Source organism: Sphingopyxis panaciterrulae (assembly GCF_014199295.1).
GTDB classification, from domain to species: Bacteria; Pseudomonadota; Alphaproteobacteria; order Sphingomonadales; family Sphingomonadaceae; genus Sphingopyxis; species Sphingopyxis panaciterrulae.
In genome coordinates this window covers 51,577-66,384 of record NZ_JACIJH010000010.1, presented here as the reverse complement: position 1 = coordinate 66,384, position 14,808 = coordinate 51,577, and the positions used below count along the sequence as shown (strand labels likewise).

At 67.4% G+C, this 14,808-nt stretch carries 15 protein-coding genes; 10 read left to right on the top strand and 5 right to left on the bottom strand.

The window, feature by feature from the left end; translation table 11 throughout:
* Positions 1 to 239 precede the first annotated feature (239 nt).
* The 8 genes from FHR21_RS14410 (at position 240) to FHR21_RS14375 (ending at position 8,563) form a co-directional block, all read left to right on the top strand.
* Entirely contained in the window at positions 240 to 1,163 is a 924-nt protein-coding gene (locus FHR21_RS14410; RefSeq protein ID WP_184099548.1) for a DnaJ C-terminal domain-containing protein, read from the top strand.
* Between the two features lie 3 nt (positions 1,164 to 1,166).
* On the top strand, positions 1,167 to 2,252 hold the full coding sequence (locus FHR21_RS14405) for a YhjD/YihY/BrkB family envelope integrity protein (RefSeq protein ID WP_184099546.1): 1,086 nt from the start codon (positions 1,167 to 1,169) through the stop codon (positions 2,250 to 2,252).
* A complete protein-coding gene (locus FHR21_RS14400) occupies positions 2,249 to 3,076 on the top strand; it encodes an SDR family oxidoreductase (RefSeq protein WP_184099544.1) in 828 nt (275 codons plus the stop codon). The genes FHR21_RS14405 and FHR21_RS14400 overlap by 4 nt, the downstream gene beginning before the upstream one ends.
* The gene (locus FHR21_RS14395) at positions 3,069 to 3,596 is read left to right on the top strand and encodes a GNAT family N-acetyltransferase (RefSeq protein WP_221235189.1); all 528 of its coding nucleotides are present in this window, start codon (positions 3,069 to 3,071) and stop codon (positions 3,594 to 3,596) included. Before FHR21_RS14400 ends, FHR21_RS14395 begins: the two co-directional genes overlap by 8 nt.
* 56 nt (positions 3,597 to 3,652) lie before the next feature.
* Positions 3,653 to 4,027 carry a VOC family protein gene (locus FHR21_RS14390; RefSeq protein WP_184099542.1) on the top strand — a complete coding sequence of 125 codons (375 nt, stop codon included), beginning with the start codon at positions 3,653 to 3,655 and terminating at the stop codon, positions 4,025 to 4,027.
* Positions 4,024 to 5,100, top strand: coding sequence for a chorismate synthase (gene aroC / locus FHR21_RS14385; RefSeq protein ID WP_184099540.1), 1,077 nt, complete (start codon positions 4,024 to 4,026; stop codon positions 5,098 to 5,100). Before FHR21_RS14390 ends, aroC begins: the two co-directional genes overlap by 4 nt.
* A 7-nt stretch (positions 5,101 to 5,107) precedes the next feature.
* Positions 5,108 to 6,892 carry an SLC13 family permease gene (locus tag FHR21_RS14380; protein ID WP_221235188.1) on the top strand — a complete coding sequence of 595 codons (1,785 nt, stop codon included), beginning with the start codon at positions 5,108 to 5,110 and terminating at the stop codon, positions 6,890 to 6,892.
* 342 nt (positions 6,893 to 7,234) lie between these two features.
* Complete coding sequence (locus FHR21_RS14375; protein ID WP_184099538.1) at positions 7,235 to 8,563, top strand: dicarboxylate/amino acid:cation symporter; 1,329 nt, start codon at positions 7,235 to 7,237, stop codon at positions 8,561 to 8,563.
* 6 nt (positions 8,564 to 8,569) lie between these two features.
* Here FHR21_RS14375 and FHR21_RS14370 read toward each other — a convergent pair whose 3' ends face one another.
* Positions 8,570 to 9,415 (bottom strand): hypothetical protein, encoded by an 846-nt coding sequence (locus FHR21_RS14370; RefSeq protein ID WP_184099536.1) that lies wholly within the window; start codon positions 9,413 to 9,415, stop codon positions 8,570 to 8,572.
* Positions 9,416 to 9,583: 168 nt separating this feature from the next.
* Here FHR21_RS14370 and FHR21_RS14365 point away from each other — a divergent pair, with 168 nt between their 5' ends.
* Both FHR21_RS14365 and FHR21_RS14360 read left to right on the top strand, forming a co-directional pair.
* Positions 9,584 to 10,975 carry a cytochrome P450 gene (locus FHR21_RS14365; RefSeq protein WP_184099534.1) on the top strand — a complete coding sequence of 464 codons (1,392 nt, stop codon included), beginning with the start codon at positions 9,584 to 9,586 and terminating at the stop codon, positions 10,973 to 10,975.
* A gap of 37 nt (positions 10,976 to 11,012) precedes the next feature.
* Complete coding sequence (locus FHR21_RS14360) at positions 11,013 to 11,729, top strand: extensin-like domain-containing protein (RefSeq protein ID WP_184099532.1); 717 nt, start codon at positions 11,013 to 11,015, stop codon at positions 11,727 to 11,729.
* An 82-nt stretch (positions 11,730 to 11,811) separates the two neighbouring features.
* Here the strand turns inward: FHR21_RS14360 and FHR21_RS14355 are convergent, their stop codons facing one another.
* The 4 genes from FHR21_RS14355 to FHR21_RS14340 all read right to left on the bottom strand — a co-directional run bounded on the left by FHR21_RS14355 (position 11,812) and on the right by FHR21_RS14340 (position 14,743).
* The gene (locus tag FHR21_RS14355) at positions 11,812 to 12,174 is read right to left on the bottom strand and encodes a HesB/IscA family protein (protein ID WP_184099530.1); all 363 of its coding nucleotides are present in this window, start codon (positions 12,172 to 12,174) and stop codon (positions 11,812 to 11,814) included.
* Between the two features lie 93 nt (positions 12,175 to 12,267).
* Complete coding sequence (locus tag FHR21_RS14350; protein WP_184099528.1) at positions 12,268 to 12,750, bottom strand: SUF system Fe-S cluster assembly protein; 483 nt, start codon at positions 12,748 to 12,750, stop codon at positions 12,268 to 12,270.
* Positions 12,747 to 13,931, bottom strand: coding sequence for an aminotransferase class V-fold PLP-dependent enzyme (locus tag FHR21_RS14345; protein ID WP_184099526.1), 1,185 nt, complete (start codon positions 13,929 to 13,931; stop codon positions 12,747 to 12,749). The genes FHR21_RS14350 and FHR21_RS14345 overlap by 4 nt, the downstream gene beginning before the upstream one ends.
* Before the next feature lie 80 nt (positions 13,932 to 14,011).
* Complete coding sequence (locus FHR21_RS14340; protein ID WP_184099524.1) at positions 14,012 to 14,743, bottom strand: SufD family Fe-S cluster assembly protein; 732 nt, start codon at positions 14,741 to 14,743, stop codon at positions 14,012 to 14,014.
* Positions 14,744 to 14,808: the final 65 nt, after the last annotated feature.

The following is a 14,808-nucleotide window of genomic DNA, read 5'->3' as shown; positions in this document are numbered from 1 at the left end:
GAACGAGCAAGCGATAAGCCCCTCCCCTTCAGGGGAGGGGTTGGGGTGGGGCCTGTCGGCTTCGCGCAAGGCCGTCGGCCCCCACCCGCTGCAACTAGGCAGCAAGCTGCCAAGTTTCGCTGTCCTCCCCTGAAGGGGAGGGGAGATTGGGCGGAACTTGACCGCCCCGCCGGACATTCCCACATCGCGCGCGCAATCGGGCCTTTCCGGTCAACATCTTATCGGGCTACAGGAGACCCATGGCAGATCCCTATTCCACCCTCGGCGTCGCGAAGAATGCGAGCGAAGCGGAGATCAAGTCGGCGTACCGCAAGCTCGCCAAGCAGTTGCATCCCGACCGGAACAAGGAGAATCCGAAGGCGGCGGAGAAATTCTCCGACGTCACCAAGGCCTATGACCTTCTCTCCGACAAGGAAAAACGCGCGCAGTTCGACCGCGGCGAGATCGACGCCGACGGCAATCCGGCCATGCCCTTCGGTTATGGCAGCGGTGGTTTCCGCGGCGACCCGCGCGGCGGAGCGCAGGGTGGTTTCGGCGGCGAGGGCGCGGATTTCGGCGACATCTTCGAAGGGTTGTTCGGCGGCCGCGGCGCCGGCGGCGGCAGTCCGTTCGGCGGTTTCGGCGGGCGCGGCGCGGCGCCGCAAAAGGGTGCCAACGTCGCCTATCGCCTCGCTGTGTCCTTCGTCGACGCGGCGACTCAGGCGATGCAGCGCATCACGCTGGCCGACGGCAAGACCATCGATCTCAAGCTCCCCGCCGGGGTCGAGACCGGCACCCAGATGCGCCTCGCGGGCAAGGGGCAGCCGGGGCCGGGCGGCCATGGCGACGGCATCGTCACCATCACCGTCAAGGACCACCCCTTCTTCGAGCGCGAGGGCGCCAACATCCGTCTCGACCTGCCGGTCACGCTGAACGAGGCGGTGAAGGGCGCGAAGGTCAAGGTGCCGACGGTCGACGGGCCGGTGATGCTGTCGGTGCCCGCCGGCTCGACCTCGGGCAAGGTGATGCGGCTCAAGGGCAAGGGTTTCAGCCAAAAGGGCGGCGGGCGCGGCGACCAGCTCGTGCGGCTGATGGTCGATCTGCCGAACGACGATGCGTCGCTCGCCCGGCTGGTCGACGATTGGACCGACACGCGCCCCGTGCGGGCCGATCTCGGCGTGTGATGCGTGGCTGATCGCGCCGAGAAGAAAGCTGCCGCCGCGCTCGAACGCGAAGTTGCCGAGGAAGTCGGCAAGGAATTTCTCGCCGAAGGCCATTCGCCGCACTCGCCCGAGGCGCGCGCCGAGCGCGCCAAGCGGCTGCACCTGAAAGCCGCGGCGCAGGGCGTCCTCGATCGCGGGCGCGAGACGCTGGGGCCGGGAACCCGCGCCTTCCACATCATCCGCCGCGTGATCGTCGGCACCTATACCGACGGTTTCATCCACGCCGGCAATCTCGCCTATTTGGCGCTGATCGCGCTCTTCCCCTTCTTCATCCTGCTTGCCGCCGCGCTCAGCCTGTTCGGCGGCAGCGCGGGGGGAGAGGCGGCGATCGACGCGGTTTTCTCGATCATGCCGCCGACGGTCGCGCGGGCGCTGGCGGGGCCGATCCGCGAGGTGATGTCGGCGCGAACGGGGATTTTCCTGTGGCTCGGCGCGCTCGTCGCCCTGTGGACCGTTGGCAGCCTCGTCGAGACGATCCGCGACATATTGCGCCGCGCCTATGGCACCCACTTCAGCCGCGGCTTCTTTCATTACCGGCTGCTGTCGATCGGCATCATCAGCGGCGCGGTGGTGCTGATGCTGCTGTCGTTCAGCATGCAGGTGCTGATCGTCGGCGTCGAACAGTTCGTGACGCGCGTGTTGCCCGCGCAATTCCAGTCGGCGGGCGCGGTTGCGCTGTCGCGAATCGTGTCGGGCGCCGGACTGTTCCTCGCCATCTACCTGCTCTTCTATTCGCTCACCCCCGCCAAATATCGCCGGCAGAAGAAATGCCCGAAATGGCCGGGCGCGCTGTTCACCACCCTGTGGTGGATCGGGGTCACTCTGGCGCTTCCGCCTTTGCTGGCCAGCCTGCTCAGCTATGACGCGACTTACGGCAGTCTGGCCGGGGTCATGGTCGCGCTTTTCTTTTTCTACCTCGTCGGATTGGGTATGGTGATCGGTGCCGAACTCAACGCCGCGCTCGTCGAGGTTGAGGATTTGGGACATAACGCTATTGGGCGCGTGGACGACATCATGGTCGACGACACCAAGACCGGAGAAGACGAATGACGGGTCTGATGAAGGGCAAGCGCGGGCTGATCATGGGCCTCGCGAACGACAAATCGCTCGCCTGGGGCATTGCGAAGGCGCTGCACGGCGCGGGCGCCGAACTCGCCATCAGCTATCAAGGCGAGGTGATGCTGAAGCGGGTGAAGCCGCTCGCCGACGAGCTGGGTTGCGATGTCCTGATCGATTGCGACGTGTCCGACATGGCGAATCTCGACCAGGCCTTCGCGACGCTCGCGGCGCGCTGGCCGACGATCGACTTCGTGGTCCACGCGATCGGCTACACCAACAAGGAAGCCTTGCGCGGCCACTATGCCGACATCGGACTCGACGATTTCCTGATGACGATGAACATCAGCGTCTACAGCTTCACTGCGGTGGCGAAGCGGGCGTCGGCGATGATGACGCCCGTCGACCCCGAAACGGGCCAGGGCGGCGGCTCGCTGCTGACGCTCAGCTATTATGGCGCGGAGAAGGTCATCCCGCATTATAACGTCATGGGCGTCGCCAAGTCGGCGCTCGAAACCAGCGTCAAATATCTCGCCAACGATTACGGCCCGCAGGGGGTGCGCGTGAACGCCATCTCGGCCGGGCCGATCAAGACGCTGGCGGCGAGCGGAATCGGCGACTTTCGCCTGATCCTCAAATGGAACGAGCATAACGCCCCGCTGCGCCGCAACGTCACCATCGACGATGTCGGCGGCTCGGCCCTCTATCTGCTGAGCGATCTCGCGAGCGGCGTGACCGGCGAAACCCACCATGTCGACGCGGGCTATCACACCGTCGGCATGAAGCAGGAAGACGCGCCGGATATCGCGCTTGCCTGACGGTCTCGCCATCCGTTCCGCCACGGCGGCGGATGCCGACGCCATCGACGCGATCATCCGCTCGGCCTTCGCCGGGACCGAGCACGGCTATCAGGGCGAGGCCGAGCTGGTGCGGATGCTGGAGGCCGACGGCGACGCGCTGGTCTCGCTCGTCGCGGAAGCGGGTGGCGCGATTGCCGGGCATGTGCTGTTCAGCCGGATGGACGTCGAAGCCGACGGCGCGCCGCTGCCCGCCGCGGGGCTCGCGCCCGTATCGGTCGTGCCCGAACGGCAGGGGCAGGGGATCGGCGGCACGCTGATCCGCGCCGGTCTGGATGACCTGCGCGCGCAGGGCGTGGCGATCAGCTTCGTCCTCGGGCACGCGGCCTATTACCCGCGCTTCGGCTATTCGCCCGACCTTGCCGCGCGTTTCGCCTCGCCCTTCGCGGGGCCGCATTTCATGGCGATGATGTTTGGGGACACGGCATGGCCCGGGCGCGGCCGGGCCGATTACGCGCCCGCCTTCTCCCGCCTCGGCTGAACCCGGAACGCGCCGCGGCGCTTGAATTACGGCGCGAATCCCGCCATCGCGCGAAAATGGATTTCGCATTGGCCATCGATCATGTGCAGATCGCCATGCCCGTCGGCGGCGAGGCGCAGGTCCGCGCCTTCTTCGGCGTGCTGCTCGGGCTCGCCGAATTGCCCAAGCCCCCCGACATGGCGGCGCGAGGCGGCTGCTGGTTCGCGCTCGGCGACCGTCAGCTTCATCTGGGCGTGGAGGCGGATTTCCGGGCGGCGAAAAAGGCGCATGTCGCGCTCGCGACCGACGCGCTCGACGCGCTGCGTGCGCGCCTCGATGCGGCGGGCTTCGCGACTCACGATGACAGCATCATCGACGGTCGCCATCGCTTCTTCACCGAAGACCCTTTCGGCAACCGGATCGAATTCATGGACAGGACCCCGCGCGCATGAGTTTCAACAGCTTCGGACGCGTCTTTCGATTCGCGACCTGGGGTGAAAGCCACGGGCCGGCGCTCGGCGCGGTCGTCGACGGTTGCCCACCGCGGCTGTCGCTGTCGGAGGCCGACATCCAGCCCTTTCTCGACAAGCGCCGTCCCGGCCAGTCGCGCCACACGACGCAGCGGCAGGAGCCCGATCAGGTGCGCATCCTGTCGGGCGTCTTCGAGGGCAAGACGACCGGCACGCCGATCAGCCTGATGATCGAGAATGTCGACCAGCGCTCGAAGGATTATGGGGAGATCGCGCAGGCCTATCGCCCCGGCCATGCCGATTACGCCTATGACGCCAAATATGGCATCCGTGATTATCGCGGCGGCGGCCGGTCGAGCGCGCGCGAGACCGCGGCGCGGGTCGCGGCGGGCGCGGTGGCGCGGCTGGTCATCCCCGAGGTGCAGATTCACGCCTGGGTCGCGGAGATCGGCGGCGACGCGATCGATCCCGCCAATTTCGATCTCGAGGAGATCGACCGCAATCCCTTTTTCTGTCCCGATCCCGCCGCGGCGCAGCGCTGGGAAGCGATGATGGACGCGGCACGCAAGGCGGGCAGTTCGCTGGGCGCGGTCATCGAATGCGCGGCGAGCGGCGTCCCCGCGGGCTGGGGTGCGCCCGTCTATGCCAAGCTCGACGCCGACCTTGCCGCCGCGATGATGGGTATCAACGCCGTGAAGGGGGTCGAGATCGGCGCCGGCTTTCATGCGGCGCGGCTGCGCGGCGAGGAGAATGCCGACGCGATGCGCCCCGCGACCGACGGCAGCAATCGCCCCGATTTCCTGTCGAACAACGCCGGCGGCATCGCGGGCGGTATCTCGACCGGCCAGCCGGTGGTGGTGCGCGTCGCCTTCAAGCCGACGAGCTCGATCCTGACCCCCGTGCCGACGATCAACAAGGCGGGCGAGGCGACCGATATCGTGACCAAGGGTCGTCACGACCCCTGCGTCGGTATCCGCGGCGCCCCGGTCGTCGAGGCGATGATGGCGCTGGTTCTCGCCGACCACAAGCTGCTGCACAGGGCGCAATGCGGGTGACGCCCGCATGATCGAGGCGGTGCGCGCGATGATCGAGGCGCACCAGGCGGCGCTGTCGCTGCTGATCCTCGCCGCGATGTTCGTCGGCTTCCTGATGGAGCGCCTGCCCGCGACGGTCATCGCGGTGCTGGGCGCCTGCACCTATCTGGCGCTCGGCATCCTCGACGCCGAGGCGGTCTATTCGGTCTTCTCCAACTCGGCGCCGATCGTCATCGGGGCGATGTTCGTGCTGTCGGGCGCGCTGATCCGCACCGGGGTGATCCAGCGCGTCGCCGACACGATCATGGCGCGCGCCGAAAAGCGTCCGCGCCTCGCCATCGTCGAAGTGCTGCTCGGCGCGCTCGTCGCCTCGGCCTTCCTGAACAACACGCCGGTCGTCGTCGTGCTGCTGCCGATCATGATCAAGCTCGCCGACGTGACGGGGATCAGCGCCAAGAAGCTGCTGATGCCGCTGTCGATCGCCGCCGTCCTCGGCGGCACGTTGACCCTGATCGGGACCTCGACCAACCTCGTCGTCGACGGCATCGTCCGCGACGCCGGAATGCCGCGCTTCGGCATTTTCGAGATCACGCCGATCGGCCTCGTTACCGCGGCCTCGGGGATGATCGGCCTCGCGGCGATGTGGTGGCTGCTGCCGTCGGACAGGCCGGTGAAGGGCGACGCGGACCCTGCCGACGCGCATCACTATCTGACCGAGCTGATCCTGCAGGAGGGCGACGAGCTGATCGGTGAGCGGGTCGATGCGTTCAAGGGCCTACCACGCTCGGGCCGGATCGTCGGGGTCCGGCGCGGATCGGTGACGGTCCATGGCGCCGACCTCGAACGCTGGACGCTGGCCGAGGGCGACCGGCTGATCCTGCGCGTCGACGGCGCAACGCTGCTGACGTGGCGCGAGCAGGGGCGCTTCCGCCTCGGCATCGGCGGCGGCGAGCCCGCCGATGACGACATGGTCGTCGAAACCATGGTCGCCCCGACCCATCCGTCGATCGGCCAACGGCTGGCCGACATTCCCTTTCTGCAGCGGATTCGCGCGCGGATCATCGGCATCGACCGCCCCGCGCACGAGGCGGGTCCCGACCTGGCCAGCGTGCGGATCCGCGCCGCCGACCGGCTGCTGGTCACCGGCGGCCCGCGCGAAGTGGAGGCGCTGCGCGACAATCCCGGGCTGATCGGCGCCGACCTGTCGCGCACGCGCGCCTTCCGGCGCCGCAAGGCGTGGATCGCGATCCTGTGCATGGCCGGGGTCGTGAGCCTCGCCGCGCTGGACGTGATGCCGATCGGGGTCGCGGCGATCATCGCCATCGGCGTCATCCTCGCCACCCGCTGCATCGACAGCGACGAGGCATGGGGGACGATCGACGGCGACGTGCTGGTGCTGATCTTCGCGATGCTCGCGGTCGGCCTCGCGCTCGAAAACAGCGGCGCGGTCGCGATGATGGTCGGCTGGGTCGAACCCGCGCTCGTCGATGCGCCGCGCTGGGTGCTCGTCTTCGGCATCTATTTCTTTGCGCTGATCCTGTCCGAACTGCTCAGCAACAATGCGGTCGCGGCGCTGATGACGCCGGTGACGCTGGCGCTCGCCGCCGAACTGGGCGTCGATCCGCGCCCGCTGGTCATCGCGCTGATGATCGGCGCCTCGGCCTGTTTCGCGACCCCGATCGGCTATCAGACCAACACCATCGTCTATGCCGCGGGCGACTATCGCTTCGTCGATTTCGTGAAGATCGGCGTGCCGCTCAACATCATCACCGGCGTGTCGACCTGCCTCGCCATCGTGTTTTTCCTGACCTGACCGGCGGCGGTTGCGCCGTTCCGGCCACGTCGTCAGAGCCTGTTTCGCGCAGATGAAAGCGTTGTGATCGCTCCGGGACGTTCGCTGGGCAGGAGCGGGGCGCAGTGCGGACCGGCGGCCCGTGCAAGGCCCCGCGACGCACTCCAGCGGGCGTCCCGGAGCGACCCCTGCGGGGCGGGCCGATTTCGGCCCATTGCCGCGTTGCTCATCGGTCACGATGCTTTCGCATCGCTCCCTCCTCGCGCCTCGCACTGGGCCGAAATCGGCTCCGTCACAACGCTTTCATCTACGCGAAACAGGCTCTAAGGTCGCGCGCTTCACGGTCGCAAAGGGGAGACATAGATGGCCGAAGCAAGCATGGTCGCGCCGGCCGGGGGCGAAGAAGCGCGCGCCAGGCGCCTGCAATGGCGGATGCTGATCGGCTTCGTCGCCGGCCTGTTCGCGGGGCTGGCAGTCTATTACGGCGCCGCCGACGCGCCATGGGTCGATACGGTCACCACCTATGTCACCGGGCCGATCGGCCAGATTTTCCTGCGCCTGCTGTTCATGCTGGTGATCCCGCTGCTCGTCTCGGCGCTGATCGTCGGGGTCGCCGAAATGGGCGAGATGCGTGCGCTCAAGACCGTCGGGCTGCGCACGCTCGTTTATACCGTCGTCGTGTCGTCGATTGCGGTCGCGGTCAGTCTGGCGGTGGTCAATGCGCTCCAGCCGGGGGCGGGGGTCGATCCCGCACTGGCGAAGACCCTGCTGGCAGAGGGCGCCGCGCGCGCCGGTTCGATCATCCAGAGCGCGCATGAATCGAAATCGGGAGTGGAGGCGGTCGTCGCCATCGTCCCCAATAATTTCTTCAACGCGATGAGCCAGAACGACGTGCTGGCGGTGATGTTCTTCGCGCTCTTCTTCGGCATCGGGCTGATGCTGGTCCAGACGCCGCAGACGCAGGTGCTCAAGACCGCGATCGAGGGCGTGTTCGAGGTGGCGATGAAGCTGATCGGCCTCGTCATCCAGCTCGCGCCGATTGCCATCTTCTGCTTCATGTTCAACCTCGCAGCGCAGTTCGGCTGGGACCTGATCGTCCGCCTGTCGGCCTATGTCGGGGTCGTGCTGCTCGCGCTGGGCCTCCAGATGTTCGTGATCTTTCCGATCATCTTGCGGACGCTGGCGAAGAAGTCGCCCGTCGCCTTCTTCCGCGAAACGCAGGAGGCCTTTGTCATGGCCTTCGCGACCGCGTCTTCGAACGCGACGCTGCCGACCTCGCTACGCGTTGCGCACGACCAACTCCGCCTGCCCGACCGGGTCGCGCGCTTCGTGCTGACCATCGGCGCGACCGCGAACCAGAACGGCACCGCGATGTTCGAAGGCGTGACGGTGATCTTCCTCGCGCAATTCTTCGGCATCGACCTGACGCTGACGCAGCAGATTTCGGTGATGCTCGTCTGCATCCTTGGCGGCATCGGCACCGCGGGAGTTCCGGCGGGGTCGCTGCCGGTGATCGCGCTGATCCTCGCCTCGGTCGGGGTGCCGCCCGAGGGGATCGGGCTGGTGCTCGGCGTCGACCGCTTCCTCGACATGTGCCGCACCGTGCTCAACGTCATCGGCGACCTCGTCGCAGCGACGGTGGTGTCGGCGGGCGTCGACGATCAGCCGGCGAGCTCTGCCGCCTCCGGCTGAGCGTCCCTATTCGTCGCGGGTAGCGCGAATGCGCGCGGCGCGATCGGATCGCGGCGCCGGGCGCGCGGGCGCGGCCCTGGGGGCCGGGCGCGCCGGGGCAGGCCGGGCGGTGGGGGCCGGACGAGCGGCCGGGCGCGTCACCGGCGGGCGGTGGTTGCCGGCCGCCGGCCGCGACGAAGGATCGGGGCGCCGGGGGCGTAAAGGCTGCGTGCCCGGACGCCGTCCGCCCGATCCTGCCGCGGGCGGTGTCGGGCGCGGCCGCGTGGCACCGGGGCCGCGGCCGGGCGTGCCGGGATGGCTTGCGGCCGGCGGCGCCTGATTTGCGCCGTCTCCGGGCCGCGGCGCGTGGCCGCGCGGTCCGTCGTGATCGCGATCATGCCCGTTCCACTTCCCCGGCCGGTGGGGTCGGTCGGGCCGATTCGGCCGCGAAGGGCGGCCCTCGTGGCGCGGGCCGTCGCCCTTGCCGCTGTTCCAGTGGCCGTCGCGGTCGCCGCGATGCTTCCACCAGGCGCGGCGCCCGCCCCAATAGCCCAGATAGCGGCCGCTCAGCGGATAGCGGTTGCGATAATGGTCGTACATCCACATCCCGTAACCGGGGTAATAATAATCGTCGTACCAGCCGCCGCCGAAGCCGATGCTGACGAAGCCGCTGCCATAATCGCTCGAATCATAGCAGTCGTAGCCATAGCCGTCGTCATAGGCATAGGGGTCGTAATCATAATAATCGGCGGCGCAGGCGTAATTGCCGCCATAGCCCGCACTGGTCATGTCGCCATAATAGCAGCCGCCGAGCGTCGTCGTCGCGAGCGCACCGAGCGCGAGGGAGAAGGGGCGGCGCAACCATCGTGCCATGATCTTGTCCTTTCACGGCGGAGGAACCGCCGAACTTGCCCATCAAGATGCAGCGGATGAGTTGAATTTGCGGTGAATGGACTCGGTCGCGCGGCAAGGCGTTACTTGCATCAATGTCAATAGTTGGATAGGCTCGTCCCGACACCCCGCCAGACGAGGACAGCCGCCATGAACGCCCCCGCCCAGATCCAATGGTCCAAGGCCCGCTTCGGCCCCGACACGCAGCACTGGCTGCCGCGCGGACCCGAAAGCGCGCTCGACGATATTCCGGGCGACGACGGCGTCCCGCTGCTCGGCACCACGCTCGCGCAGCTTCGCGATCCCGTGGGCTTCACCGACCGCATGGTCGCCCGCCACGGCAAGGTTTATCGCGCGAAAAGCTTTGGCGGTCGCGGCGTGTCGCTCGTCGGCGCCGAGGCGAACGAGCTGGTGCTGTTCGACCGCGACAAGCTCTTCTCGTCCGAACAGGGCTGGGGGCCGGTACTCAACCTGCTTTTCCCGCGCGGGCTGATGCTGATGGATTTCGAAAAACATCGCGCCGACCGCAAGACGCTGTCGGTCGCTTTCAAGCCCGAACCGATGCGCCACTATGCCGCCGCGCTCAACGACGGCATTCGCGCGCGTGTCGCGCAGTGGAGCGGAACGACCTTTCCATTCTATCCGGCGATCAAGCAACTGACGCTCGATCTTGCCGCGACCAGCTTCCTCGGTATCCCCTGGGGCCCGGAGGCGGAAAGGATCAACAAGGCGTTCGTCGACATGGTGCAGGCGTCGATCGGCGTGGTCCGCGTGCCGCTGCCCTTCACCGCGATGGGGCGCGGCGTTGCGGGCCGCAAGTTCCTGGTCGATTATTTTACCCCGATGGTGCCCGAACGCCGCGCCGGGACGGGCGAGGATATCTTCACCCAGATCTGCCAGGCAAGGGATGAGGCAGGCAACTATCTGTCGGTCGAGGCGATCGTCGACCATATGAATTTCCTGATGATGGCGGCGCACGACACGATCACCAGCTCGATCAGCTCGCTCGTCTGGCTGCTCGCCCGCCATCCCGAATGGCAGGACCGGCTGCGCGCAGAAATGCTTGCCGTCGCGCCCGCGGGGGAAGGCGTCGGGCACAACAGCCTGGGGCAGCTCGAACTCACCGAATGGGCGTTCAAGGAAGCCTTGCGGATGATTCCGCCGGTTCCGGTGATCCCGCGCCGCGCTCTGCGCGATTTCGAATTCGGCGGCTATCGCATTCCTGCCGGCACCAATGTCGGCGTCAACCCCAGCCACACCCACCGCATGGCCGAATATTGGCCCGAGCCCGAGACATTCGACCCGATGCGCTTTTCGCCCGAGGCGGCGAAGGGCCGGCACAAATATGCCTGGGTGCCCTTCGGCGGTGGCGCACACATGTGCCTGGGGCTGCATTTCGCATATATGCAGGCGAAGATCTTCTTCCACCATGTGCTGACTACCCACCGCATCCGGGTCGCCGACGGCTATGCGCCCGACTGGCAGATGTGGCCGATCCCGCGCCCGAAGGATGGGCTGACGGTGACCTTCGAACCGCTCTGAGCTTGCGGCGGACACCCCGCGTCCCCACTCTGACGGGATGAAAGGCTTTCGTCCCTATCTGATCTGGTTCGGCCTTGCCGTGCTGCTCAGCATCGCTGCGATTCAGGCGATGGCGTGGCTGCGCGCGCATCCCGAGCATAACCCGGCCGCGCGCTTCGAACTCGCGCACCCGCAGGGCTGGGCGACGCACCGCAAGCTTCTTGGCCTCGTGCGGGACGACGCGGCCTGTTTCGCCGCCTTCGACCGGGCCGGGGCGGGCTATCTGCGGCGGCCCGCGATGGGCGAGGGCATCTGCCGCGCGCGCCAGCGCATGATCCTGACCGGCGACCGGTTGGTGCCGACCATGCGCCCGGCGAATGCCGCGCCCGGCTGCGCGGTCACCGCCGCGATGGCGCTGTGGACCCGCGACGTCGTTCAGCCGCTCGCGCACGCCCATTTCGGGCAAAAGGTGGTCGAGCTCGAAAATCTCGGCAGCTATAATTGCCGCAAGATCGCGGGTCGGCAGGCGCAAAGCGAGCATTCGACCGCCAATGCGATCGACATTTCCGCCTTCGTCCTCGCCGACGGCACGCGCATTTCGCTGATCAACGACTGGGCGGGCGGCGACCGCCGGAGCGAATATCTGCACGCGGTGCGCGACGGATCGTGCGACCTGTTCAGCACCGTCCTGTCACCCGACTATAACCGCGCCCACGCCGATCATTTCCACCTCGACATGGCGGTGCGTACGGCGGGTTGGTCGATCTGTCATTAGAGTGGAGCGCGTTTGATGCGCCCCGTCTATCTCCGTTCGACACGAACGGAATTGAGGCAATGTCGATTTAAGTTGCGTCGTCCTAGACGGTAAAGCTCTCGCCGCAGCCGCAGCTTCCCTTGGCGTTGGGGTTCTGGAACACGAAGCCGGCGGCGAAATCATCCTCGACCCAGTCCATCACGCTGCCGATCAGATAGAGGACCGAGGCGCCGTCGATATAGAAGATGCCGCCGGGGGTCTCGATCTTCTCGTCGAACTTCTCCTCTTCGGTCACATAGTCGACCGAATAGGCGAGCCCCGAACAGCCGCGGCGCGGGGTCGACAGCTTGACCCCGACCGCGCCTTCGGGCGCCGAAGCCATCAGCGCCGCGACGCGCGCCTCGGCGTTGGGAGTCAGGATCACCGCGGCGGGGCGGGTGCGGGTCTTGGTGTCGGTCATCGTCATCTCCCCCCTCCCGCTGGCGGGAGGGGACGGGGGTGGGTTCGGTCACAATATAGGGATGATGCGGGCCTGCGCCCACCCCTAACTGCCCGCAAGCTAGAGCATCCCCAGTTCCAGCCGGGCCTCGTCGCTCATATTCGCGGGGCTCCACGGCGGGTCCCACACCAGATTGACCTCGGCATCGCCGACCCCCGGCACCGCGCCGACGCGCAGCTCGACCTCGCCCGGCATCGATTCCGCGACCGGACAATGGGGCGTCGTCAGCGTCATGGTGATCAGCACATGCCCCTCGTCGATCTCGACATTGTAGATCAGGCCCAGATCATAGATATTCACCGGGATTTCCGGGTCATAGATTTCCTTGAGGGCGTCGATGACCGCTTCGTACAGGTCGCCGCCGACGCCGTGCGGATCGGTCGCGGCGGGCTTGGCGGCCAGGAAGCCCTCCAGATAGTCGCGCTTGCGCTCCAGCTTGTCGCCCATTGTTTCGGGCGCGAGCTCGGCGTCCTCGACGCGCGCCTTGGGCGGCGGCGCCACGCTGTCCACTTCCTCGACCCGGATCGTGCGTTCCTCGTTCATCCGAAAATCCTTTCGACGCGCGACAGGCCGTCGATCAGCGCCGCCACATCGTCGTCGTTGCTATAGAGTCCAAAGCTGGCGCGCGCGGTCGCCGGCACGCCCAGATGCGCCATCAGCGGCTGCGCGCAATGATGCCCGGCGCGGATCGCGACCCCGCTCTCGTCCAAAATCGTGCCGATGTCGTGCGGATGCACCCCCGCCATCGCGAAGCTGACGATCCCGGCGCTGTTGTCCGGGCCGAACAGGGTGATGCTATTCCGCCGCGCGAGCTGCTCGCGAAGGCTGCCGACCAGCGCGCATTCGTGCACGTGGATCGCCTCGACCCCGATGGCGTCGATATAATCGACCGCCGCTGCCAGCCCCAGCGCCTCGACGATCGCCGGCGTCCCCGCCTCGAAGCGCGTCGGGGCGGGGGCGTAGGTCGTGCGCCCGAACGTCACCCGGTCGATCATCGACCCGCCGCCCTGCCACGGCGCCAGCGCGTCGAGCTTGTCGCTCCACAACACGCCGATGCCGGTCGGCCCATAGAGCTTGTGCCCCGAAAAGACATAATAGTCGCAGCCGAGTGCCGCGACGTCGACCGGTAGCCGCGGCACCGCCTGACAGCCATCGACCAGCAACTCGGCGCCGACGCGGTGCGCGAGCTCCGCCGCGCGCGCGACGTCGAGCGGGCTGCCGAGCACGTTCGAGACATGCGCGAAGGCGACCATCGTGTGATCGGGGGTCAGCATCTTTTCCGCCGCATCGAGGTCGATGCGTCCGTCGGCGGTCAGCGGGCAGACGTCGACCTGCCACCCCGCGAGCTGCCACGGCACGATATTGCTGTGATGCTCGAGGGTCGAGAGCAGCACGCGGCCCTTGCGGGGGTGGCTGTAGGCGACGAGGTTGATCGCCTCGGTCGCGCCGCGCACGAACACCACCTGCTCCTCGGCCGCGCCGATGAACGCCGCGATCCGCCGCCGCGCCGCTTCATAGGCGAGCGTCATGTCGGCCGAGCGGGCATAGACGCCGCGGTGCACCGTCGCATAATCGCGCCCCATCGCGGCGACGGTCGCGTCGATCACCGCCTGCGGCTTCTGCGCTGTCGCGGCGCTGTCGAGATAATGCCAGCCGGGAGTCAGGCCGGGGAAATCGGCCCTTATGTCCCCCTCCCGCTTGCGGGAGGGGTTAGGGGAGGGCATGTCGAGGCCAGGCGCTGATGAAACAGGCCCTCCCCCGACCCCTCCCGCAAGCGGGAGGGGAGATGAGATGTCGGCATCCGTCACACCAGCTCTCCCAGCTTCGCCAGCGCCAGTTCCTGCAACCGCGCTTCATCCTCGGCTCCGTCGAACACCCCCGCGACGAAGGCCTGCAACAGGATCTTCTTCGCCTCGGCGGGCGGCATCCCGCGCGACTGGAGATAGAAAAGCGCTTCGGCATCGAGTTCGCCGATCGCGCAGCCGTGCGCGCATTTGACGTCGTCGGCGAAGATTTCGAGTTCGGGCTTGGCGTTGGCGGTCGCGCTGCGGTCGAGCAGCATCGCCTTCACGTCCTGCTCGCTGTCGGTCTGCTGCGCCCCGCGCGCGACCGCGACCTTGCCCAAGTAAGTGCCGGTGGCGGTGCCGCCGAGAACCGAGCGCACCCTCTGCCGCGAGGTCGCGCCGGGCTCGGCATGGGTTACGGTGGTGATGATTTCGAGCACCTGCTCGCCCCCGCCGATCTGCGCCGCGCCGAGCGCGAAATCGGCGCCTTCGTGGAGGGTGACGTTGAGCTCGATCCGCCCATAGGCGCCGCCGATGTTGAGCACATGCAGCTTGGCAACCGCACCCTTGCCAAGGGTGAGCTCTATTTGCCGAATCGCGCCTTCATCCTGCACGATCGCCCGGCGCAGCTCGCCGCCTGCGGGCACCATGATGCTCTCGGGCGCGGGCAAGGGCCACGCGGCGGCGACCGCGTCGATATCGCTATAGCGCCACGCTTCGTCGCGGTGGGTGGGGAGCGATGCCGCCGTCATGCCGTCACCTCCCATATTTCGTCACCCCGGACTTGATCCGGGGTCCCGCTTCCAACCTCGGAAAA